We start from the raw sequence: 19236 nt of genomic DNA, 5'->3' as shown, positions 1-19236 counted from the left end.
AGCCTACTCGGCGCGCGCGTCGCGGCTCATCAACAGCGCGACGGCCTGATCGGCACGCAGACGCCCGTCCAGCAAGGCCACCATGCCCTCGGTGATGGGCATGTCCACGCCCACCGCGCGGGCGCGGTCCAGCACGGTCGGCGCGCTGTAGACGCCCTCGGCCACATGGCCCAGGCGCGCCAGGATGTCGGGCAGCGCGAGACCCTCGGCCAGCATCAGGCCCACGCGGCGGTTGCGCGACAGGTCGCCGGTGGCGGTCAGTACCAGATCGCCCAGGCCAGACAGGCCCATGAAGGTCTCGGGCCGTGCGCCCAGCGCCAGGCCCAGTCGCATCATCTCGGCCAGGCCGCGCGTGATCAGCGCGGCGCGCGCGTTCAATCCCGGCGCATCGGGCGCTGCATGCGACAAACCGTCGCAGACACCCACCGCGATGGCCAGCACGTTCTTCACCGCACCGCCCACCTCCACGCCGACCGGGTCGACCGACGTGTAGACGCGCAACCGGTCACCGTGGAACGCCTCGACGGCCGCCCGCGCCAGATCCGCGTCCTCGCTGGCCGCCACCAGCGCCGTGGGCCGGCCGGCCGCCACTTCCTGCGCGAAGCTGGGGCCGGACAGCACGCCGACGCGCATGCTCGGCTGCAACTCGCGCGCAATCTCGTGACCCAACCTGCCGGTACCCGCCTCGAAGCCCTTGCACAGCCACAGCACACGCTGCGCGGCCGGCAGCGCCGCCAGCGTCTCGCGCAGCCCGGACATGGGCGTCGCGACGATCGTCAGACCCTGGGCCGCATGGGCGATCGCCTCGCCACGGTCGGCGGTCAGCGCCAACGCGGCGGGCAGGTCGCTGTCGGGCAGGTACGGGTTGCGGCGGCCGACCCGCATTGCGGCCATGGCGGCGGCATCACGCCCCCACAGGGTCACATCATGGCCGGCCCGGGCGGCCTGGATGGCCAGCGCCGTGCCCCAGGCACCGGCACCGAGAACGCAGATATTCATCGTCGTCATGCGCTGGAGTGTCCACCAAGCAAAACGCCCCGCTAGGCGGGGCGTCGTTGCGGGTTGAGGCTCGCTTCAGTTGACGGCCTGGCCGCCCTGGGCGGCGCGTTGCGCCTGCTGGGCCTCGAACATCGCCTGGAAGTTCACTTCGGTCAGCAGCACGGGCGGGAAGCCGGCGCGGGTGCAGACGTCGGACACGATGGCGCGCAGGTAGGGGTAGACCATCTGCGGGCAGACGATGCCCAGGATGCCTTCGACCTGGTCTTGCGGCACGTTGCGGATCTCGAAGATGCCGGCTTGCTTGGCTTCCACCAGGAACAGCGTCTTGTCGGCGACCTTGGTGTTGACCGTGGCCGTCACGCAGACCTCGAAGATGCCGTCGGTGACGTTCTCGGCCGACAGGGTCAGGTTGATGTCGACCTGGGGCTGGGTCTGCTCCAGCAGGATGTGCGGTGCATTGGGCTGCTCCAGCGACAGATCCTTCAGGTACATGCGCTGGATCTGGAAAACGGGGGTGCCTTCGGCGGCAGCTTGGATCTCGTCGGCCATGGGAACAGGTCTTTCAAACAAAAGCCCGCGAGCGGCGTGCTGCGGGCGGCGGTCGGATTATCAGTGCAGACCCATGACGGTCCGTCAGGGGACTTGCCCGGCCTTGAAATCGGGCCGGGCGCCCGAAGCAGGCCCTCAGGCCGCCTGCAGCAGGGGCATCAGCCCGCCGCGCTGGTCCAGCGTGATCAGGTCGTCGCAGCCCCCTACATGAGTGTCGCCGATGAAGATCTGCGGCACCGTGCGGCGGCCAGTCTTGTCCATCATGGTCTGGCGCTCGGTGGGATTCAGGTCCACGCGGACTTCGTCGATCTCGCTGACGCCGCGCTGCTTCAGCAGCATCTTGGCGCGCACGCAGAACGGGCAGACCAGGGTGGTGTACATCTTCACGGGCGCCATCGCCAGACTCCTTACTTCTCGATCGGCAGGCTGGCTTCGCGCCAGGCCTTGAAACCACCTGCCAGCACCTGGGCCTTCTCGTAGCCCAGTTTGCGAAGGATGCCAGCAGCGCGGCCGGCGCGTGCGCCGGTCGGACACACCACCACGAGCGGCAGGGCCTTGTTGGAAGGCAGTTGCTTGTGGCCCTCGATCTGGCCAAAGGGAATGTTGCGCGCACCGACCGCGTGGCCCTTGGCGTATTCCTCGGGCTCGCTGACGTCGATGAGCACACCCTTCTCGCGGTTGATCAATTGCACCGCCTCGGCCGGGCTGACGGCCTTGCCTTGCGAACCCGAAGCCAGCAGGGGCCACAGCAGCATGCCGCCAGAAACCAGGGCGGCGACGATCAGAAACCAGTTTTGGATCAGGAAGTTCAAGCGTTCACCGTCAGGACGTGCAGAAAAGCCCGCGATTATCGGCGAGCCCCGGCACCCGGCCTCAGGACAGCTTGAACGTCGCCACCGCCTGCTGCAGGTTGACGGCCTGCTGCTCGAGGCTGCTGGCGGCCGCGGCGGCCTGCTCGACCAGCGCGGCGTTCTGCTGCGTCATCTGGTCGAGTTGCACCACCGACGCATTGACCTGGCCGATGCCCTGGCTCTGCTCGTTGGCCGCGGCAGTGATCTCGCTGATGATGTCGGACACACGCTGCACGCTGGCGACGATCTCGTCCATCGTCGAGCCCGCCGCCTGCACCAGGCGCGAGCCGGACTCGACCTTGTCGACGCTGGCGCCGATCAGCCCCTTGATCTCGCGCGCGGCTTCCGCCGAGCGCTGCGCCAGCGAGCGCACCTCGCCGGCCACAACCGCGAAGCCCCGTCCCTGCTCGCCCGCGCGCGCGGCCTCGACGGCCGCGTTCAGCGCCAGGATGTTGGTCTGGAAGGCGATGCCATCGATGACGCCGATGATGTCGGCGATCTTCTTCGAGCTGGCATTGATCTCTTCCATCGTCGAGACGACCTGGCCGACGACCTCGCCGCCGCGTTGCGCGACGGTGGCGGCCGAGCCGGCCAGTTGGTTGGCCTGGGCCGCAGCGTCGGCGCTCTGGCGCACGGTGTCGGTCAGCACCTGCATGCTGCCAGAGGTCTGCTCCAGCGAGCCCGCCTGGCGCTCGGTGCGCTCGGACAGGTCCTGGTTGCCCGCGGCGATCTCGCGCGAGGCCACGGTCATGGAGTCGGTGCCATGGCGCACGTTGGCCACGATGGAGGACAGGCCGCGCGACATGTCGCGCACGGCGGCCAGCAGGCTCTGGTCGGCGCCGGGGGCCACGACGATGTCCTGCGACAGATCGCCATCGGCCATCTGGCGCATCACGTCGCGCGCATATTCCGGCTCGCCGCCCAGCTGGCGCCAGACACCGCCGATGACCAGGTAGGACGCGCCGCCCAGGCACAGCACGACGACCACGCCGCTGATGACGATGGCCCACAGGCTGGAGGACACGCCGGCATGCGCCTTGTCGAGCGCAGCATCAAAGCCCTCGCTCGCCTGCTTGCGGGCGCCGGCCAGGTCCGTTTCCAACGTCTTCAGCGCCGACTGCATCTTCGGGATCGCACCGGCCTGGTCGCCCTGCTTGATGCCCAGGAACAGTTCGGCCGTGTCGACCGACGCGACGAAGTAGGCCTCGAAGCTCTTGTTCAGCTGGGCGCCGATCTCCGCCTTGCCGTCGATCTTCTGAATGGCGGCCAGGAGCTTGCGCATGTTGGCGGCGCGCTCGCGCGCCTCGTCCAGGCGCTTCTTCTCGCCCTCGGCGACGGCGCTCTGGATGGTGGCGCCCAGCGCCTCCAACTGCGAGGCGAACTGCGTCGTCGCATCCAGGAAGGGAAAGTCCACCTGGCCGACGGCATCGATCGCGTTCGAGGTCCGCGACGAAAACAGCAGCACCACGACGATGCCGATGGCAAAGATGCCGGCCGCCAGCGCGGGCAGCAACCAGATCCGGGTCTTCACATTCATACGCAGCCTCCTCGGGCATCAAGCAAAGCGGGCGCGCCGTTGCAACCGGGCGCGCCCATCATCCGGCCAAGCCGGAGATCAGTCGACGGTCAGAACGGCCTTGACCGAACCATCCAGCGCCGACTTCTCGATGTAGCCGATGCCGTCGGGGTTGCCGGCGATGAACTTCTTCACGTCGGCAGAACTGCCCATTTCCTTGGGCGGCGTGCCCTTGCCGGAGAACACCAGGCGCGACCAGGCAGCCTTGACCTGAGCCGACTGCTTGCCGGTGACCTTGCTGTAGAACTGCTCGCGGACGGCCGCCGATTCGGCCTGGTCCACCGGCGCGGCCGTGGCGCCGCTGGGCAGCGTGGTGGTCTTGCCGAGGAAGATGCCGGAGACCTGGTCAGCCGTCATGCTGGCCAGTGCGCTCTTCGGGTTCACGACGACGACGACCTGGGCCTGGGCGGCGGTAGCTGCTGCCAGCAGGGCAGCGACGATGGCGATGTTGCGGATGCTCATTGACTGCGACTCCCTGGCTTCAGAACACGGTGTCGACAGCGATGCTGTAGACGTTGACCGTGCGGCTGGCGAAGCCCGGCTGGACACGAACGAAGAATGCGTCACCCGTGGGGCGCAGGCGCTCCACCTGGGCCTTGAAAGCAAAGTTGCGATAGAAGTCCCAGCGCGTGCCGACGGCGACCGTCTTCTGCGCCAGGTGCTGGCTGGCCAGCGTGCCGTCCACGACGGCCTTCAGCTGCGCCAGCTGCGGCGTGACGGGCGTGATGGTGTTGTTGACGTTGTTGCTGACGGACTTGACCTGCGACACGGTCGCGTACGGCGTCCAGCTGCCGAAGCGGCGGCCCACGGTCAGGTACCAGCCGTTGGTGTCCGGCACATAGGTGTCGGTACGGCGCTGCGTGTATTCCGTGTTGACCAGCCAGTCCCCCTCGTCCCAGGTCAGGCCCACGCCGGTGAAGCTGGCCTTCTTCTCGTTGGCGTCGATCTGGTTGCCGACGCTGGCGAACGGCGTCGCGCGCAGCGTGGCCACCAGCGTGGCCAGCGAGGCCGACTTGACGGTCAGCTTGCCGCTGGCATGGCCGAAACGCAGCGTCAGGCCGGAGTCGGTCTCCAGCGTGGCGTTGATGCCATACAGCTTCTTCAGGTCCACATCCGTGCCCTCGACGGTGTCGCTGGACTTGCCGCCGAAGCCCTGCACGGTCAGCGTACCCACGCCCAGATTGGCCTGGTAGCTGACGTCGGCGCCGTCGAAATGGCTGACGGGCACCTGGCCGTAGACGTCTGGTGCCGGACGCAGCGTCGTGTTGGCAAAGCCCACGGCGCGGAAATCGGAGATCGCGAAGAATGGCGCGCCCATGCGGCCCAGGCGCACCGACACCGACGGTGCCAGCTGAGCCTTCACGAAGGCCCACTCGACGCCGGGCGTGAAGTTGCCCTTGCCGTTGTGCTTGCTCAGCAGCTGCACGGTGCCCGAGAACGTCGAGTTCAGCTTGGCGCCGAACTGCACGCCCAACTTGCTGTCCACCTCGGCCGAGACGTCCGTGTCCGCGCCGCGGACCTGGCCCGTGATGGCGTATTGCGCCAGGTCGGTGTTGGTCTTGACCAACCCCAGCGTCGCGAAGCCGGAGACCGAGAAACTGCTGGTTTCATCGGCGGCATGGGCGGCGCCGGCACTCAGCAGGCAGGCAATCAGCGCAGGCAACACACGCTGGCGGGGGGACAACTTCATGCAGGTCTCCAAGATAAGCGTCAGAAATGGCTGCTTCTTTGCAGCAACAACGAAAATCTTAGGGCCAGGTCTTGAGGAAATGCGGGTTACCACCAAGGCGAACGCGCACTCATTCACGCTCGAACCCAATACCGATCGCACCCATCAAGGTCTCCCTACAATTTCCGATTCGTTTTCGCAACATCTGAAGGCCCATGTACAAGCTCGTCCTCATCCGCCACGGCGAATCGACCTGGAATCTGGAAAACCGCTTCACCGGCTGGACCGATGTGGACCTGACGCCCACCGGCGTCGAGCAGGCCAAGACCGCCGGCCGCCTGCTGAAGGAAGCGGGCTACGACTTCGACATCGCCTACACGTCGGTGCTCAAGCGCGCCGTCTGGACGCTGTGGCACTGCCTGGACCAGATGGACCGCACCTGGCTGCCGGTGCAACACGCCTGGCGCCTGAACGAGCGCCACTACGGCGGCCTGCAAGGCCTGAACAAGGCCGACATGGCCAAGCAGTACGGCGATGAGCAGGTGTTGATCTGGCGCCGCAGCTATGACACGCCGCCGCCGGCGCTGGAAGCGACCGACCCGCGCAGCGAGCGCAGCGATGTGCGCTATGCCAAGCTGAACCCCGACGACATCCCGCTGACCGAATGCCTGAAGGACACGGTCGCCCGCGTGCTGCCGTTCTGGAACGACACCGTCGCGCCGACGATCAAGTCGGGCCAGCGTGTCGTCATCGCCGCGCACGGCAACAGCATCCGCGCGCTGGTGAAGTACCTGGACAACATCGCCGACGACGCCATCGTGGGCGTCAACATCCCCAACGGCATCCCGCTGGTCTACGAGCTGGATGAGAACCTGAAGCCCATCAAGAGCTACTACCTGGGCGACGCCGAAGCCGCGGCCAAGGCGGCCGCGGCCGTGGCCAATCAGGGCAAGGCCTGATCGACCTTTAAAACGACCTCATCGACGCTGCTCCACTCGCTGGGGCCGCGTCGCATCAGCGTCACCGTCGATCCCCACGGCGCCCAGCGCGCCGCATCCACCGGGCCCCAGATGCTCAGCAGCCGCGCGCCGACGCCCGCGGCCATGTGCGCGGGGCCCGTGTCATTGGCGACCACCACGCCTGCCAGCTGCAGCAGCGCGTTGTAGGCCCCCAGCGCCACGCCGTCCAGGCGCAGCGCATCCGGGTAGAGCTGCTTGGCGCCCTCCACCTCCGCCGGCCCCGGCACGATGACGACACGGCGCCCCGCCGCGTGCAGGCGCCGCACGAAGTCCGGGAAGGCCGGCCAGCTGCGGTCCAGGAACTCCACGCGGCCGTTCGCGAACGGGCAGATCAGCACGAAGCGGCCCGGCTCCACGCCCAGCGGCGCCAGCAGCGCGCGCGCCGCATCGCGCTGGGCTTCGCTGACCTGCATGTGGATGTCGGTCGGCGGTTCGGCCTGCACGCCCAGGAAGTCGCAGGCCAGTTCCCAATACTCCTGCAGCGTGTGCCGGCCCTCGCGGCGCGGCAGGCCCCGCCGGAGCAGCCAGGTGCGGCCGTCACCCGCGTGGCCCTCTGCCTTAAGGCCGGCCAGCCGCGAATCCAGCGCGGCGGAGAAGGCGTAGGGGAACAGCAACGTGTTGGACCGGGCGTCGAAGCCGGGATCCTCAGCCCGGAAGCTTCGGCGCAACTCGCGCAGCTGCGCGATGCGCGGTCGCAACTCGTTTGGCCGCACGTGCACGGCCCAGCCCTCCGCCTCCAGAAGCCCGCGCGCCCAGCCTTTGCCGACCAGTTCCAGCCGGTAGCCGTGTTGCTCCAGCAGGCGCAGCGCGGGAATGCTCAACACGGTATCGCCGACGAAATTGCGCAGGCGCACGATCAGGGGACGGGCTTCTATCATCGGCGGCTCATGCACAGTGGCGCGGGATTCTGCCCGCGCAAGATGACCCTACATGCCCGAGATCACCCTGCCCTCCTCTGCCGAAGTGATCGCTGCCCATGACGCGGCGCTGGCCTCGGCGCCCGTGGCCGTCGAAGCCACCGACGTGCACGGCTGGGTCGCCGTCAACCACTTCCACAACCGCAGCCTGTGGGCCCAGGAAGACCTCGCGCGCCGCACGCAAGCGCCCGACGCCGAGATCGTCGCCAACAAGCGCGCCATCGACCGCCACAACCAGGCCCGCAACGACGCCATCGAACGCATCGACGAGTTCCTGCTCAGCGCGCTGGGCCTGGTGGATCCGGCCACGCTCGCATCCGCCCTGCCCCGCTCCACCGTGTCGCCCGGCGCGCGCTTGAACAGCGAGACGGCGGGCTCCATGCTGGACCGCATCTCCATCCTGGGCCTGAAGATCCAGGCCATGCGCGAACAGACGCTGCGCAGCGATGTCGACGACGCGCACCGCCAGTCCTGCGGCGAGCGGCTGCAGCGGCTGATCCAGCAGCGCGCCGACCTGGGCGGCTGTTTCGACGAACTGCTGGCCGACTCGCGCGCCGGACGCGCCTATTTCAAGGTCTACCGCCAGTTCAAGATGTACAACGACCCGCGGCTGAACCCGGCGCTGGTGGCCGAGTCCAAGTGATCCCGCCGCGCTTCGCCGCCAACCTGGACTGGCTCTACACGGAGCATGCGTACCTTGACCGGCCGGGTACCGCGCGAGCCGACGGCTTCGCGGCCGTCGAGTTGCAGCAGCCGCATCTGCACGACGTCGATGAACTGAAGTCCCGGCTGGCCGGCCTGCACGTCGCACTGATCAACGCACCGGCCGGCGACTGGGCCGCCGGCGAACGCGGCTTCGCGGCGCTGGCGGGACATGAGGAGCGCTTTCGTGACGCCACGCTGCGGGGACTGGACCTGGCGACACGTCTGGGCACCGCTCGCGTTCACCTGCTGTCGGGCCTGACCGACGACACGCCCGTGGCGCGAGCCACCTGGCTGGACAACCTGGCCTGGGCCGCCGCGCAGTCCACGCTGCCGCTGGTCGTCGAGCCCATCAACCGGCGCGACATGCCGGGCTACTTCCTGCATCGTCAGGCGCAGGCGCTGGAACTGCTGGCGGCGCTCAACACGCCTCGCGTGCAGCTCCAGCTGGACCTCTACCACTGCCGCGTGGCCGAAGGTGAATCACTGAGCCATCTGCAGCGCGCGCTGGATCTGGGCGTGCTGGGCCATGTGCAACTGGCCGGCGTGGCCGAGCGACAAGAGCCCGCGGAAGATGAATACGCGGCCGAACTCGCCTTGCTGGCCGGGCAGGACATGCGCATTGGCCTGGAGTACCGGCCGCGCGGCGACACGTCCGCCGGCCTGGCCTGGCTGACCGGGCTCAGAGCCGCGCGCTGATCACCGCTCGCGCGGCCTCGGCCAGTTCGCGCCGCTCCCGGCCGTCGGGCGTCATGCTGGGCAGCATCTGTACATCAATGCCCAGCCCGCGTGCCGACGCGATGCGCCACAGGCTCTGCACCAGCGTCGTGCCGCCGACAAAGCGCGCCGATGAGCTGAAGCGCTCGCCCGGCTCATGCCAGCGCAGCACCAGCGGCAGCACGGCCGCGTCGACCGACACCGCGGCCTGCAGCAGGTTGGCATGGAAGGGCAGCATCTCGGGTCCCGGGCCGGTCGTGCCTTCGGGGAAGAAGGCCACGCAGTCGCCGGCCTGCAGCGCGGCCGCGGCCTGGTGCACCACGCGCAGCGCATCGCGCTTGCTCTCGCGCTCGATGAACAGCGTGCCCGCGCCCTCCACCAGCGCGCCCACCAGCGGCCAGTGCTTCACATCGGCCTTGGACACGAAGCGCGCCTGCGGCAGCACCGCGTGCACGGCCGCGATGTCCAGCCACGAGATGTGATTGGCGACGATGAGATGACCCGCGGGCAGCGCCTGGCCCTCGACCTTCAGCGCGATGCCCAGGATGCGCAGCGTCTTGGCCGACCACCACTGGATGAGCTGGTGCCGCTCGGCCGACGTCAGCCGGTCGAAGCGGCGCTTGACGATCCACAGGCCATGCAGCACATGAGGTGTCAGGCGCGCGAGGCGCCACACTGCCTTCATTCGGCGGCTTCGTAGGCGATGTGTCCAGCCACCAGCGTCGTGCGCACGCGCGCCGGCAGCTCGAAGCCGCTGGACGCGTAGGCGAACGGCGTGTGCTTGCCCTGGCTGGCGAGGCGGTCCGGCGTGACGGCCCAGCTGGCGTCGGCGTCGAACACGCAGACGTCGGCCACGCCGCCTTCCACCAGCCGACCGGCGCTGGCCGCCAGCGACCCCAGCGCCGGACCCATCACGCGGACGGGCTCGGACGTGACCACCGCCAGCGCGCGCTGCAGCGGCAGCTTGGAATCGCGCGCCCAGCGCATGGCCAGGCTCAGCAGCAACTCCAGCCCCGTGGCACCGGGCGTGGCTTCGGCGAAGGGCACGGCCTTCTCGTCCAGCGTCACGGGCATGTGGTCGGACACCAGCGCGTCCAGCGTGCCGTCGGCCAGGCCGGCGCGCAGTGCGTCGCGGTCGCGGCCCTGACGCAGCGGCGGCGTCAGGCGCATCGCGGAGTCGAAGTAGCCGATGTCCACATCGCTGAGGTGCAGCGAATTGATGGACACGTCGGCCGTGACGGGCAGGCCTTCCTTCTTGGCGGCGCGCAGCAGCTCCACGCCGGCGGCGCTGGAGATGCGGCACAGGTGCACGCGCGCGCCGGTGCTGCGCATCAGCTCGAAGATGGTGTGCATGGCCACCGTCTCGGCGCTGACCGGCACGCCGGACAGACCCAGGCGCGTGGCGACCGCGCCGCTGGCGGCCACGCCGCCGCCGAGGTAGGCATCCTGCGGGCGCAGCCACACGGTGTAGCCATAGGTGGCCGCATATTGCAGCGCGCGGCTCAGCACCAGCGTGTCGTTGATGGGCACCTCGGCCTGCGAGAAGCCGACGCAGCCGGCCTCGGTCAGCTCGGCCATCTCGGTCAGTGCGGCACCGCTCAGCTGGCGCGTCAGCGCGCCCAGCGGGAACAACCGGCAGCGGCTGAGCTTGCGGGCGCGGAACTTCAGCATCTCGACGAGGCCGGGCTCGTCCAGCACCGGGTCGGTGTCGGGCGGGCAGACCAGGCTGGTCACGCCACCCGCAGCCGCAGCGGCGAGTTCGGTTTCCAGCAGGCCTTCGTGCTCGTGGCCGGGCTCGCGCAGGCGGGCGCACAGGTCCACGAGGCCGGGCGCGACGATGAGGCCGCTGGCGTCCAGCATGCGGTCGGCGCCGAAGTCGGTCACGTCGCCGAGGTGCACGATGCGGCCGTTGGCGATCGCGACGTCGCCGGTGCGGTCGAGATTGGAGGCCGGGTCGATGAGGCGGCCGTTCTTGATCAGGATCTTCATGTTCTCAAGCCTCGTTGCCTGCCAGGATGGCCATCACCGCCATGCGCACGGCGATGCCGAAGGTGACCTGCGGCAGGATCACGCTGCTCTTGCCGTCCGCCACCTCCGACGCGATCTCCACGCCGCGGTTGATGGGGCCCGGATGCATGACGATGGCGTCGGGCTTGGCCAACGCCAGCTTCTCGGGCGTCAAGCCGAAGTTCTTGAAGAACTCGCCGCTGCTGGGCAGCATCGCACCGCTCATGCGCTCGTTCTGCAGGCGCAGCATGATGATGACGTCGGCGTCCTTCACACCCTCGGCCATGTCGTGGCAGACGCGCACACCCATGTCGCGCAGATCGCCCGGCACCAGTGTCTTGGGGCCCACCGCGCGGATCTCGGGCACGCCCAGGATGTTCAGCGCGTGGATGTCGCTGCGGGCCACGCGCGAGTGCACGATGTCGCCGACGATGGCCACGCTCAGGTTGCGGAAGTCCTTCTTGAAGTGCCGGATCGTGTACATGTCCAGCAGGCCCTGCGTCGGGTGCGCATGCCGGCCGTCGCCGGCGTTGACCACGTGCACATGCGGCGCGCAGTGCTGGGCGATCAGGTAGGGCGCACCGCTCTCGCTGTGGCGCACGACGAACATGTCGGCGTGCATGGCGCTGAGGTTGGCCACCGTGTCCAGCAGCGTCTCGCCCTTGGCGGTCGAGGAGCGCGCGATGTCCAGGTTGATGACGTCGGCGGACAGGCGCTTGGCGGCGATCTCGAAGGTGGTGCGGGTGCGCGTGCTGTTCTCGAAGAACAGGTTGAACACCGACTTGCCGCGCAGCAGCGGCACCTTCTTGACCTCGCGGTCGTTGACCGACAGGAAGCTGCCGGCCGTGTCCAGGATCTGCTCGATGACCGCGCGCGGCAGGCCTTCGATGGACAGCAAGTGGATCAGCTCGCCGTGCTTGTTCAGCTGAGGATTGCGTTTGCTGAGCATCACCGGACTCCCGCTGGGCCGCCAAGAGACTCGCAGAGGCTCCTCGCGGAGCCTTGGAGGCCGACGCCCCCTCGGGGGGCAGTGAACGAAGTGAACGTGGGGGCCATTACTTCACCTCGAACTTGAATCGTCGGTCTTCGCCTTGCGCGAGGCGCAGGCTCTGGTCGGCGTTGAGGGTCACGCGGGCGGCCGAGAACGCCGGCTCGATGGGCAGCTGCCGCCCGCCGCGGTCCACCAGCACGGCCAGTTGGACGCTAGCCGGCCGGCCGAAGTCGAACAGCTCGTTGATGACCGCACGCGTCGTGCGGCCGGTGTAGAGCACGTCGTCGATCAGCAGGATGTCGCGGCCGTTCACGTCGAAGGGCAGCTTGGTGTGGTCGGCACCTCCTTTGCCTGACACCATGCCGCGCTCGCCGAAGTCGTCGCGGTGCATCGCACTGGAGATGGTTCCGGCCACCACGCCAAGGTCGGCGGCCAGCCGTTCGCCCAGCCAGGCACCGCCGCTCCAGATGCCCACCAGGGCGGTGTCGGCGGTCAGCAGTCGCTGCACGCCCTTCTTCAGCTCAAGGTATAGACCTTCAGCGTCCAGTTTGAGGTCGCTCATGGGTGTTCTCTAAAAAACTGTTCCAGGATCAGCGCGGCGGCGGCGGCGTCCACGTCTTGCGCACCTTCGGCCTCGGCTTCAACGCTGGTGTAGCGCTCGTCCACCTCGAAGACCGGCAGGTGGTAACGCCCGGACAGGCGCCGGCCGAAATTCTGTGCCTTGGCCGTCATCTCGTGCGGCGCGCCGTCGGGGTGGCGCGGCACGCCGATGACCAGCGCGTCGGGCTGCCACGTCTTGATGAGGGCGGCGATGGCGTCGAAGTCCCCGCCCTTGATGGTGCCGCGCGGCTCGGCCGAGCCGAGCAGCCGCGTGCCCGAGGCCACGCCGATGCGGCGCAGGCCAAAGTCAAAAGCAAGAAAGGATTGAAGCTGGGAAGGCGACACCGTGGCCGCCATCACGCGTGGCCCGCGTCAGCGCTGAGCATGCGCGGATCCACGCCCAGCAGCGCCAGCGCGCGCTCGTAGCGCAGCTCCACCGGCGTGTCGAAGATGATGGACGGCGACGCATCCACCGTCAGCCAGCCATTGCGGCCGATCTCTTCCTCCAGCTGGCCGGCGGCCCAGCCGCTGTAGCCCAGCGTGACCAGCAGCCGCTTCGGGCCGGCGCCGTTGGACAGCGCCTCCAGCACGTCACGGCTGGTGGTCATTTCCAGGCCACCGGGCACGGCCAGCGTGGCGTTGTAATGGTTGCCTTGCTCGTCCAGCGGCTCGTGCAGCACGAAACCGCGGTCGGTCTGCACCGGGCCGCCGTAGTAGACCGGCGTCTCGGCCAGCGGGTCGGCGGGCGGGCTCAGCTCCACCTTCTCGAACAGTGTGCCCAGCGTCAGCGTGGTCGGCTTGTTGACGACCAGGCCCAGCGCGCCGTTGTCGTTGTGCTCGCACAGGTAGACCACGGTCCCTGCAAAAGCCTCGTCGGCCATGCCGGGCATGGCGATGAGGAACTGGTTGGTCAGGGAAATCCGGTCGGCGGCCATGGGCGGCATTTTATTCTGTGGGCATGAGCACCCAACTTGACCGCGCGCTGGTCTGGTTTCGCCGCGACCTGCGCGTGGATGACCAGGCCGCGCTGTACCACGCGCTGAAGACCGCCAGACAGGTGTTCTGCGCCTTTGTGCTGGACCGCGACATCCTCGACGCCCTGCCCCGCGAGGACCGCCGCGTGCAGTTCATCCTGGACGCGCTGCAGGTGCTGGACGAAGACCTGCGCCGGCTGGGCGGTGCGCTGATCGTGCGCCACGGCTTCGCGGCGGACGAGCTTCCGCGGCTGGCGGCCGAACTGGGCGTGCAGGCCGTGTTCACCAATCATGATGACGAGCCGCAGGCCCTCAAGCGCGACGCGCTGGTCGCCGAGTTGCTGGGCAGCTTCGGCTGCGAGTTGCGCACGTCCAAGGATCACGTCATCTTCGAGCGCCGCGAGGTGATGACGGCCGCGGGCGGCCCGTACGGCGTATTCACGCCTTACAAGAACGCCTGGCTGAAAAAGGTGGACCCGTTCTACCTGAGCAGCTATCCGGTGGAGCGGCACGCCCACGCACTGACCGCCAACAAGCTCGCCAAGGGAGTGCCCACGCTGGCTGATATCGGCTTCAAGCCCGCCGGCCTGATCGACCACATGGGCCGGGGCAGCCGCGGCGCCGCGGCGCTGCTGGACGACTTCCTGGATCGCATCCAGGACTACGACAACAAGCGCGACTTCCCGGCCGTCAAGGGCCCCAGCTACCTGAGCACGCACCTGCGCTTCGGCACCGTGTCGATCCGGCGGCTGGCGCGCATCGCGCACGACCTGATGAAGGGCGGCGACCATGGCGCCGAGGTGTGGCTGTCGGAGCTGATCTGGCGCGACTTCTATCACCAGGTCATGCACCACCACCCGCATGCGATGACGGCGGCTTTCCGGCCCGAGTACGACCAGATCCAGTGGGAAACCGGCGCGCACGCCGACCGGCTGTTCACCGCCTGGTGCGAGGGCCGCACCGGCTATCCGCTGGTGGACGCCGCGATGCGCCAGATCAACCAGACCGGCTACATGCACAACCGGCTGCGCATGGTGGTGGCCAGCTTCCTGACCAAGGACCTGGGGCTGGACTGGCGCCGCGGCGAGGCCTACTTCGCGCAGCAGCTGCTGGACTTCGATCTGGCGGCCAACAACGGCGGCTGGCAATGGGCCAGCAGCAGCGGCTGCGACGCCCAGCCCTATTTCCGCATCTTCAACCCCATCGCGCAGAGCGAGAAGTTCGATGCGCAGGGCAAGTTCATCCGCCGCTACTGTCCGGAGCTGGCCGACCTGGACGACCGCGCCATCCATGACCCGTGGACGCGAGCGCCGCTGGATATGCAGGGCCGCGACTACCCGCAGCCCATCGTGGACCATGCCATCGCGCGGGAGCGCACGCTGGCGCGCTACGCGGTCGTCAAGAGTCGGGCTGTGGCCTGAAATCCCAGCGGCATCACAGCGCGCCGAACGCGCTCGCCTGCGCCAGCGTCAGCAGTCCGCGCGGCGACACGGCGTCGCCGGGGAACAAGGCCATGCCGATCTCGATGCCCATGACGTGATCGCGGCCATCCACGTGGAACGGCTCGGCCATCAGCGAGGCCAGCAGCCGGGCATGGCTGGCGGCCTGGTCGGCCTGGTTCAACCGCGTCAGCACGACGGCGAACTGGTCGGGCGAGCTGCGCGCGACGATGTCGGCATCGGCGCTCGCTTCCTTCAGACGTTGCGCCACCTGCTGCGCCAGCGCAGCGGCGGTTTCGCGCGGCAGATCGGCCAGGCCTACCAGGCGCACGACGTAGACCGCCAAGTCGATACCGTCTCGCGAGGCCGAGCGCGAGGCCTGGTCCAGGCGCTCGTGCAAGGCGACTTCGTTGTAGAGGCCGGTCAGGCCGTCGCGCAACTGCACGGAGGGCTTGCCGTCCAGGCCGCCGATGCAGGTGGCCTCCAGGCTGACGAGATCGTCGAACAGCGTCTCCAGGCCGCTGGCCTTGTCGTAGAAGGCGTCGGCGCCGGCGTCGATGCAGGCGTTGCGGTAGGCCTCCACGTCCTGGGCCGTCAGCACCGCGATGCGGCCGGTATAGCCGCCGCGGCGCAGCTGGGTCACGAGGCTGAGGCCGGAACCGTTGGCCAGCGACACGTCCAGCAGCACGACATCTGGTTTGGTCCACTGGATCAGGGCCAGCGCCTGCCGCTCGCCGGCGGCCTCGCCGACGACGCGCATACCGGGGATGGCATCCAGTCGGCGCACCAGCAGGCGGCGGATGGAGGCGGAGTCTTCGACGAGGAATATGTTCATGGACGCCATCGTCGGCCAGCGGGCGTCCGGCTGACAGCGGCGTAAGGCCGCAACGGATCAGAAGGGTTGCCGCGACCTCGCGTAGGCAAATTGCCTACACGCCTAACGGGTTAGGCATCCGTCAGACCGTGCTGTATGCAGTACTTGGTCAGCTCGGTGTTGTTGGCCCAGCCGGCCTTCTCCAGGATGCGGGCCCGGTAGCTGCCCACCGTCTTGACGGACAGATGCATGGTGTCGGCGATCTGCGCCGGCGTGCGGCCCGCCGCGATCAGCAGCATGACGCGGTGCTCCTGCGCGGACAGCTGCTCGTGCGGCAGCGCGTCCGGCGCCTTGCCGCTGAGCAGTGCCAGCAGATGGTCGGCCATGCTGGACGTGACATAGCGGCCGCCCTCGGCCAGGCGCCGCAGCGCCACGCGCAGCTCGTCGGCCGCGCGGTCCTTCGGCAGGTAGCCGCTGGCGCCCATCTGCATCAGCCGCGAGGCATAGGCCGCCTCGGCATTGAGGCTGAGCACCAGCAGCGGCACGCCGGGCAGCGCGCGCAGCAGGCGGCTCGCCCCCTCGGTGCCCTGCGCGTCAGGCAGCGAGAGGTCCAGCGTGATCAGGTCCGGCTTTGCCGCGGCGCCACGCGCCAGCGCATCGGCGATGGTCGGTGCCTCGTCGATCTGCGCGTCGGGCCACTCCTGCATCACCAACTGGCTGATGCCCATGCGCATCAGCGGATGGTCGTCAACGACGAGCACTCTCATTGCCAGACCCCCTCCTCTTCCGCCTGCCGGTCGCTGCTGCCGGGCGCCTCCAGGGGCACCCACACGCGCACACGCGTGCCGCCGCCCAGCGCCGGGCCAAAGTCGAAAACACCGCCTGCCAACGCCGCACGCTCGCGCATGCCACGCAGCCCCGACGCATCGGCGCGCGTGCCACCGGGGCCGCGGCCGTTGTCCAGCACTTCCAGTTCATAGCCGTCGCGCTGGTCCTCGGCGTACGGGCGGCCGGCCACCCGCAGCGTGTTGGCCTGCGCGTGTCGCAGCACGTTGGTGCAGGCCTCCTGCACGATGCGGAACAAGGGGTTGGCCTGGTCTCGCGACAGCATGTCGGCGTCGTCCAGTGCCAGCTCCGTCTTCAGCCCCGTCTGGCGCCCCAGCGCCTGCAGATAGTGGCCCAGCGCGGCCTCCAGGCCCAGTTCGTCCAGCAAGGGCGGGCGCAGCGCGGCGGAGATCTGGCGCGCCGAGCGGATGCTCTCGTCGGCCAACTCCTGCAGTTCGTCCAGCAGCGGCTCGGTGCGCGGCGCCAGCTTGGCGCGCAGCGACAGCGACAGCATCTTGATGGCCGTGCCGACCTGGCCGATCTGGTCGTGTACCTCGCGCGCCAGGCGGCGCCGCTCGGTCTCGATGCTGCGATCCAGCTCGCTGGCAAAGCTGCGTATGCGCAGCAGCGCGCGGCTCAGCGCCTCGGTGCGCTGCGCCACCTGCGATTCCAGTCCCGCATTGGCATCGCGCAGCGCGATCTCGGCCTGGTCGCGCAGGCGGTGCTCGCGGTACAGCATGGCAACGGCCAGGCCCAGCGTCACCAGCCCCACGCCCATCAACAAATGCGTCAGCCACGTGGTGCGCTCCTGCACATCCTGCGTCAGGCGATCGACGGTGGCGACGCGACGCTGCTGTTCCTGCGCCAGCTGCTCGACCTGGAAGCGCAGGTCGTCCATCACCCGCTTGCCGTCCACATAGGCGCTCAGGTCGCGCGCCACCGCATCGCCGCCTGTCATGCGTCGCTCGATGACCTGTTTGGCTTGGCCCAGCCGCATGTTGATGAGCAGGTTCAGCTGCTTCAGCATGTCGGGATGGATGCCGCTGTCCTTCAGGCGCGGCATCAGGCTGCCGCGCAGCGTACCCAGCTCGGCCAACGCATCTTCGTAGGGGCGCAGGAAAGGCTGCTGGCCGGTGATGATGAAACCGCGTTGGCCGGTCTCGACGTCCACCAGCAAAGTCATCAGTCGCTGCAGCTCGGTCTGCAGGCGCAGCGCGTCGCTGCGCTCGGCATCGCGCGCAGCCAGGTCATCCAGGCTGTACTTCGCACCGCCGGCCGTGCCGACGAAGGCCAGAAAGGCTGCGATCAGAAGGCTCAACGGAACCCAGGAATAACGCATGCTCACCCGTAGCAACGCCACGAAGCGGTGTGCCGGCCGCGCGCACCAACGGTGGCACCCAGCGAACGACAGGGGACCAGACCCACCTACCCGAACTGGGTCGCCGGCCGGTGTCTGCGTGCACCAGTCCGGCAACGGGCCTAGGCTATGGCCAGATCTTCCAAAAATCAAGCCATTTCTGACCAGCGAACAAACGGTTAGCCAACCTCAGAACAGTTCGACGTCGCTGGCCTGCGTCGCTTCCTGGATCACGCCGCTGGCCACCAGGGCCGCGTAGTTGTGGACCTGGTTGCGGCCGTGACCCTTGGCGTGATAGACGGCCTTGTCGGCCCGCTCGAAGGCCGCGGCAGGCGAATCGCCCGCGCGGACCTCGGTGAAGCCGATGCTGACCGTGATGTGCCCGACTTGCGGGAACAGGTAGCGCTCGGTGTTCACGCGCAGGCGCTCGAAGGCCTCGCCGGCATGGATTTCCTCGTCGCAGCGCATCAGCACGACGAACTCCTCGCCGCCGAAGCGGTACAGCAGGTCGTGGAAGCGGAACGAGCCGCGCATCAGCCGCGACAGCAGCAGCAGCACTTCGTCGCCGATCAGATGGCCGAAACGGTCGTTGACGGACTTGAAGTGGTCGATGTCGATGACGCCCAGCACATAGTGCGGCGTGGCGGCCTCGTGGCGGCGGTCCTCGGCGTGGTACTTGGCGTCGTGCTTGGCCGGGATGTCCGTGAGCACCTTCAGGAAGCTCTCGTCGAACGTCTTGCGGTTCAGCAGCCCGGTCAGCGTGTCGCGCTCGGAGTAATCAAGCAGGCCCTGGAAATTGTGATAGATCCGCAGCACGCTGCTGACCATGCGTTGAGAGCCCGTGCCCAGGCGACGCGTGGACAGGATCTCGATGACGCCCACCACGTCGCGGTCTGTCGCGATCGGGAACAGGTAAAGCCACTGCCCGCCCTGCGCCACCTGCGTGACGCTGCGGCTGCGCATGGCCTCCAGGCGCAGTGGGTGGTCCGCCGCCAGCGGCAGCGCCTCGGGCTTGGCCCACAGCGGATCGGCCGCCGCCACGGCGTCGCCGGCGCGCAGATGGGCGCGCGTGAGCCAGCGTTCCTGGCCCGGCTCGCCGACGCTGCGGTAGATGGCCACCGACTCGGGTTCCAGAAGATCACGCAGGGCCATGACCAGCGTGACGTCCATGACGTCACGGTCGCGGAAACCGGTCAGCTCGGCAAGATGGTCGACAACCTGTGACATGGT

The 19236-nt window shown here is 68.5% G+C and carries 22 protein-coding genes; 4 read left to right on the top strand and 18 right to left on the bottom strand.

Features of this window, described 5'->3' with window-relative positions; all coding sequences use genetic code 11:
* Window positions 1-3: 3 nt before the first annotated feature.
* The 7 genes from J2X21_RS20215 to J2X21_RS20185 form a co-directional block, all read right to left on the bottom strand.
* Window positions 4-999 (bottom strand): NAD(P)H-dependent glycerol-3-phosphate dehydrogenase, encoded by a 996-nt coding sequence (locus J2X21_RS20215; protein WP_310331843.1) that lies wholly within the window; start codon window positions 997-999, stop codon window positions 4-6.
* Window positions 1000-1074: 75 nt separating this feature from the next.
* Window positions 1075-1548, bottom strand: coding sequence for a protein-export chaperone SecB (gene secB, locus J2X21_RS20210; protein WP_310331599.1), 474 nt, complete (start codon window positions 1546-1548; stop codon window positions 1075-1077).
* Between the two features lie 135 nt (window positions 1549-1683).
* On the bottom strand, window positions 1684-1944 hold the full coding sequence (grxC, locus tag J2X21_RS20205) for a glutaredoxin 3 (RefSeq protein WP_310331597.1): 261 nt from the start codon (window positions 1942-1944) through the stop codon (window positions 1684-1686).
* Window positions 1945-1955: 11 nt separating this feature from the next.
* Window positions 1956-2360, bottom strand: a complete 405-nt coding sequence (locus J2X21_RS20200) for a rhodanese-like domain-containing protein (protein ID WP_310331596.1) — start codon at window positions 2358-2360, stop codon at window positions 1956-1958.
* Between the two features lie 61 nt (window positions 2361-2421).
* A complete protein-coding gene (locus tag J2X21_RS20195; protein ID WP_310331594.1) occupies window positions 2422-3936 on the bottom strand; it encodes a methyl-accepting chemotaxis protein in 1515 nt (504 codons plus the stop codon).
* A 78-nt stretch (window positions 3937-4014) separates the two neighbouring features.
* Entirely contained in the window at window positions 4015-4437 is a 423-nt protein-coding gene (locus J2X21_RS20190; protein ID WP_310331592.1) for a type 2 periplasmic-binding domain-containing protein, read from the bottom strand.
* Window positions 4438-4456: 19 nt separating this feature from the next.
* Window positions 4457-5665 carry a porin gene (locus J2X21_RS20185; protein WP_310331590.1) on the bottom strand — a complete coding sequence of 403 codons (1209 nt, stop codon included), beginning with the start codon at window positions 5663-5665 and terminating at the stop codon, window positions 4457-4459.
* 194 nt (window positions 5666-5859) lie between these two features.
* Here J2X21_RS20185 and gpmA point away from each other — a divergent pair, with 194 nt between their 5' ends.
* Window positions 5860-6603, top strand: coding sequence for a 2,3-diphosphoglycerate-dependent phosphoglycerate mutase (gpmA, locus tag J2X21_RS20180; RefSeq protein ID WP_310331588.1), 744 nt, complete (start codon window positions 5860-5862; stop codon window positions 6601-6603).
* Here gpmA and J2X21_RS20175 read toward each other — a convergent pair.
* A complete protein-coding gene (locus J2X21_RS20175; RefSeq protein WP_310331586.1) occupies window positions 6588-7541 on the bottom strand; it encodes a glycosyltransferase family 9 protein in 954 nt (317 codons plus the stop codon). The two genes, gpmA and J2X21_RS20175, sit on opposite strands and share 16 nt — an antisense overlap.
* A 52-nt stretch (window positions 7542-7593) precedes the next feature.
* On the opposite strand from J2X21_RS20175, the gene J2X21_RS20170 reads away from it, so the two are divergent.
* Both J2X21_RS20170 and J2X21_RS20165 read left to right on the top strand, forming a co-directional pair.
* Window positions 7594-8223, top strand: a complete 630-nt coding sequence (locus J2X21_RS20170; RefSeq protein WP_310331584.1) for a DUF4254 domain-containing protein — start codon at window positions 7594-7596, stop codon at window positions 8221-8223.
* Window positions 8220-8981, top strand: coding sequence for a hydroxypyruvate isomerase family protein (locus J2X21_RS20165; RefSeq protein ID WP_310331581.1), 762 nt, complete (start codon window positions 8220-8222; stop codon window positions 8979-8981). Before J2X21_RS20170 ends, J2X21_RS20165 begins: the two co-directional genes overlap by 4 nt.
* On the opposite strand, the gene J2X21_RS20160 is transcribed toward J2X21_RS20165, so the two are convergent.
* From J2X21_RS20160 to J2X21_RS20135, 6 genes are all read right to left on the bottom strand, one after another.
* Window positions 8965-9684 (bottom strand): lysophospholipid acyltransferase family protein, encoded by a 720-nt coding sequence (locus J2X21_RS20160; RefSeq protein ID WP_310331579.1) that lies wholly within the window; start codon window positions 9682-9684, stop codon window positions 8965-8967. The two genes, J2X21_RS20165 and J2X21_RS20160, sit on opposite strands and share 17 nt — an antisense overlap.
* Complete coding sequence (locus J2X21_RS20155; RefSeq protein ID WP_310331577.1) at window positions 9681-10988, bottom strand: dihydroorotase; 1308 nt, start codon at window positions 10986-10988, stop codon at window positions 9681-9683. Before J2X21_RS20155 ends, J2X21_RS20160 begins: the two co-directional genes overlap by 4 nt.
* Before the next feature lie 4 nt (window positions 10989-10992).
* On the bottom strand, window positions 10993-11955 hold the full coding sequence (locus J2X21_RS20150) for an aspartate carbamoyltransferase catalytic subunit (RefSeq protein WP_310331575.1): 963 nt from the start codon (window positions 11953-11955) through the stop codon (window positions 10993-10995).
* A gap of 106 nt (window positions 11956-12061) precedes the next feature.
* Window positions 12062-12559, bottom strand: a complete 498-nt coding sequence (gene pyrR / locus J2X21_RS20145) for a bifunctional pyr operon transcriptional regulator/uracil phosphoribosyltransferase PyrR (RefSeq protein WP_310331573.1) — start codon at window positions 12557-12559, stop codon at window positions 12062-12064.
* A complete protein-coding gene (gene ruvX, locus J2X21_RS20140; protein ID WP_310331571.1) occupies window positions 12556-12954 on the bottom strand; it encodes a Holliday junction resolvase RuvX in 399 nt (132 codons plus the stop codon). Before ruvX ends, pyrR begins: the two co-directional genes overlap by 4 nt.
* Window positions 12954-13532: a YqgE/AlgH family protein gene (locus tag J2X21_RS20135; RefSeq protein ID WP_310331570.1), complete on the bottom strand. Its 579-nt coding sequence runs from the start codon at window positions 13530-13532 to the stop codon at window positions 12954-12956. Before J2X21_RS20135 ends, ruvX begins: the two co-directional genes overlap by 1 nt.
* 23 nt (window positions 13533-13555) lie before the next feature.
* Between J2X21_RS20135 and J2X21_RS20130 the strand changes: the two genes are divergently transcribed.
* On the top strand, window positions 13556-14992 hold the full coding sequence (locus tag J2X21_RS20130) for a cryptochrome/photolyase family protein (RefSeq protein WP_310331569.1): 1437 nt from the start codon (window positions 13556-13558) through the stop codon (window positions 14990-14992).
* A 13-nt stretch (window positions 14993-15005) separates the two neighbouring features.
* On the opposite strand, the gene J2X21_RS20125 is transcribed toward J2X21_RS20130, so the two are convergent.
* The 4 genes from J2X21_RS20125 to J2X21_RS20110 all read right to left on the bottom strand — a co-directional run bounded on the left by J2X21_RS20125 (window position 15006) and on the right by J2X21_RS20110 (window position 19233).
* Entirely contained in the window at window positions 15006-15845 is an 840-nt protein-coding gene (locus J2X21_RS20125) for a response regulator (protein WP_310331568.1), read from the bottom strand.
* A 110-nt stretch (window positions 15846-15955) separates the two neighbouring features.
* Window positions 15956-16591: a response regulator transcription factor gene (locus J2X21_RS20120; protein WP_310331567.1), complete on the bottom strand. Its 636-nt coding sequence runs from the start codon at window positions 16589-16591 to the stop codon at window positions 15956-15958.
* Window positions 16588-17967 carry a CHASE3 domain-containing protein gene (locus J2X21_RS20115; RefSeq protein WP_310331565.1) on the bottom strand — a complete coding sequence of 460 codons (1380 nt, stop codon included), beginning with the start codon at window positions 17965-17967 and terminating at the stop codon, window positions 16588-16590. The genes J2X21_RS20120 and J2X21_RS20115 overlap by 4 nt, the downstream gene beginning before the upstream one ends.
* A gap of 228 nt (window positions 17968-18195) precedes the next feature.
* Window positions 18196-19233 carry a GGDEF domain-containing protein gene (locus J2X21_RS20110; RefSeq protein ID WP_310331564.1) on the bottom strand — a complete coding sequence of 346 codons (1038 nt, stop codon included), beginning with the start codon at window positions 19231-19233 and terminating at the stop codon, window positions 18196-18198.
* Between the last annotated feature and the right edge of the window lie 3 nt (window positions 19234-19236).

The organism is Roseateles asaccharophilus (genome assembly GCF_031458115.1).
GTDB lineage: Bacteria > Pseudomonadota > Gammaproteobacteria > Burkholderiales > Burkholderiaceae_C > Pelomonas > Pelomonas asaccharophilus_A.
Note: the sequence above shows the minus strand (reverse complement) of the source record. Positions and strands in the feature narration are given on the sequence as shown.

What these genes read in the sequence shown, in the direction of transcription:
- J2X21_RS20130 (WP_310331569.1), top strand. Translation starts at nt 13,556, where the DNA reads ATGAGCACCCAACTTGACCGCGCGCTGGTCTGGTTTCGCCGCGACCTG.
- ruvX (WP_310331571.1), bottom strand. Translation starts at nt 12,954, where the DNA reads ATGGCGGCCACGGTGTCGCCTTCCCAGCTTCAATCCTTTCTTGCTTTT.
- J2X21_RS20190 (WP_310331592.1), bottom strand. Translation starts at nt 4,437, where the DNA reads ATGAGCATCCGCAACATCGCCATCGTCGCTGCCCTGCTGGCAGCAGCT.
- J2X21_RS20120 (WP_310331567.1), bottom strand. Translation starts at nt 16,591, where the DNA reads ATGAGAGTGCTCGTCGTTGACGACCATCCGCTGATGCGCATGGGCATC.
- J2X21_RS20195 (WP_310331594.1), bottom strand. Translation starts at nt 3,936, where the DNA reads ATGAATGTGAAGACCCGGATCTGGTTGCTGCCCGCGCTGGCGGCCGGC.
- pyrR (WP_310331573.1), bottom strand. Translation starts at nt 12,559, where the DNA reads ATGAGCGACCTCAAACTGGACGCTGAAGGTCTATACCTTGAGCTGAAG.
- J2X21_RS20215 (WP_310331843.1), bottom strand. Translation starts at nt 999, where the DNA reads ATGAATATCTGCGTTCTCGGTGCCGGTGCCTGGGGCACGGCGCTGGCC.
- J2X21_RS20160 (WP_310331579.1), bottom strand. Translation starts at nt 9,684, where the DNA reads ATGAAGGCAGTGTGGCGCCTCGCGCGCCTGACACCTCATGTGCTGCAT.
- secB (WP_310331599.1), bottom strand. Translation starts at nt 1,548, where the DNA reads ATGGCCGACGAGATCCAAGCTGCCGCCGAAGGCACCCCCGTTTTCCAG.
- J2X21_RS20185 (WP_310331590.1), bottom strand. Translation starts at nt 5,665, where the DNA reads ATGAAGTTGTCCCCCCGCCAGCGTGTGTTGCCTGCGCTGATTGCCTGC.
- grxC (WP_310331597.1), bottom strand. Translation starts at nt 1,944, where the DNA reads ATGGCGCCCGTGAAGATGTACACCACCCTGGTCTGCCCGTTCTGCGTG.
- J2X21_RS20155 (WP_310331577.1), bottom strand. Translation starts at nt 10,988, where the DNA reads ATGAAGATCCTGATCAAGAACGGCCGCCTCATCGACCCGGCCTCCAAT.
- J2X21_RS20170 (WP_310331584.1), top strand. Translation starts at nt 7,594, where the DNA reads ATGCCCGAGATCACCCTGCCCTCCTCTGCCGAAGTGATCGCTGCCCAT.
- J2X21_RS20175 (WP_310331586.1), bottom strand. Translation starts at nt 7,541, where the DNA reads ATGATAGAAGCCCGTCCCCTGATCGTGCGCCTGCGCAATTTCGTCGGC.
- J2X21_RS20110 (WP_310331564.1), bottom strand. Translation starts at nt 19,233, where the DNA reads ATGTCACAGGTTGTCGACCATCTTGCCGAGCTGACCGGTTTCCGCGAC.
- J2X21_RS20125 (WP_310331568.1), bottom strand. Translation starts at nt 15,845, where the DNA reads ATGAACATATTCCTCGTCGAAGACTCCGCCTCCATCCGCCGCCTGCTG.
- J2X21_RS20135 (WP_310331570.1), bottom strand. Translation starts at nt 13,532, where the DNA reads ATGGCCGCCGACCGGATTTCCCTGACCAACCAGTTCCTCATCGCCATG.
- J2X21_RS20150 (WP_310331575.1), bottom strand. Translation starts at nt 11,955, where the DNA reads ATGCTCAGCAAACGCAATCCTCAGCTGAACAAGCACGGCGAGCTGATC.
- gpmA (WP_310331588.1), top strand. Translation starts at nt 5,860, where the DNA reads ATGTACAAGCTCGTCCTCATCCGCCACGGCGAATCGACCTGGAATCTG.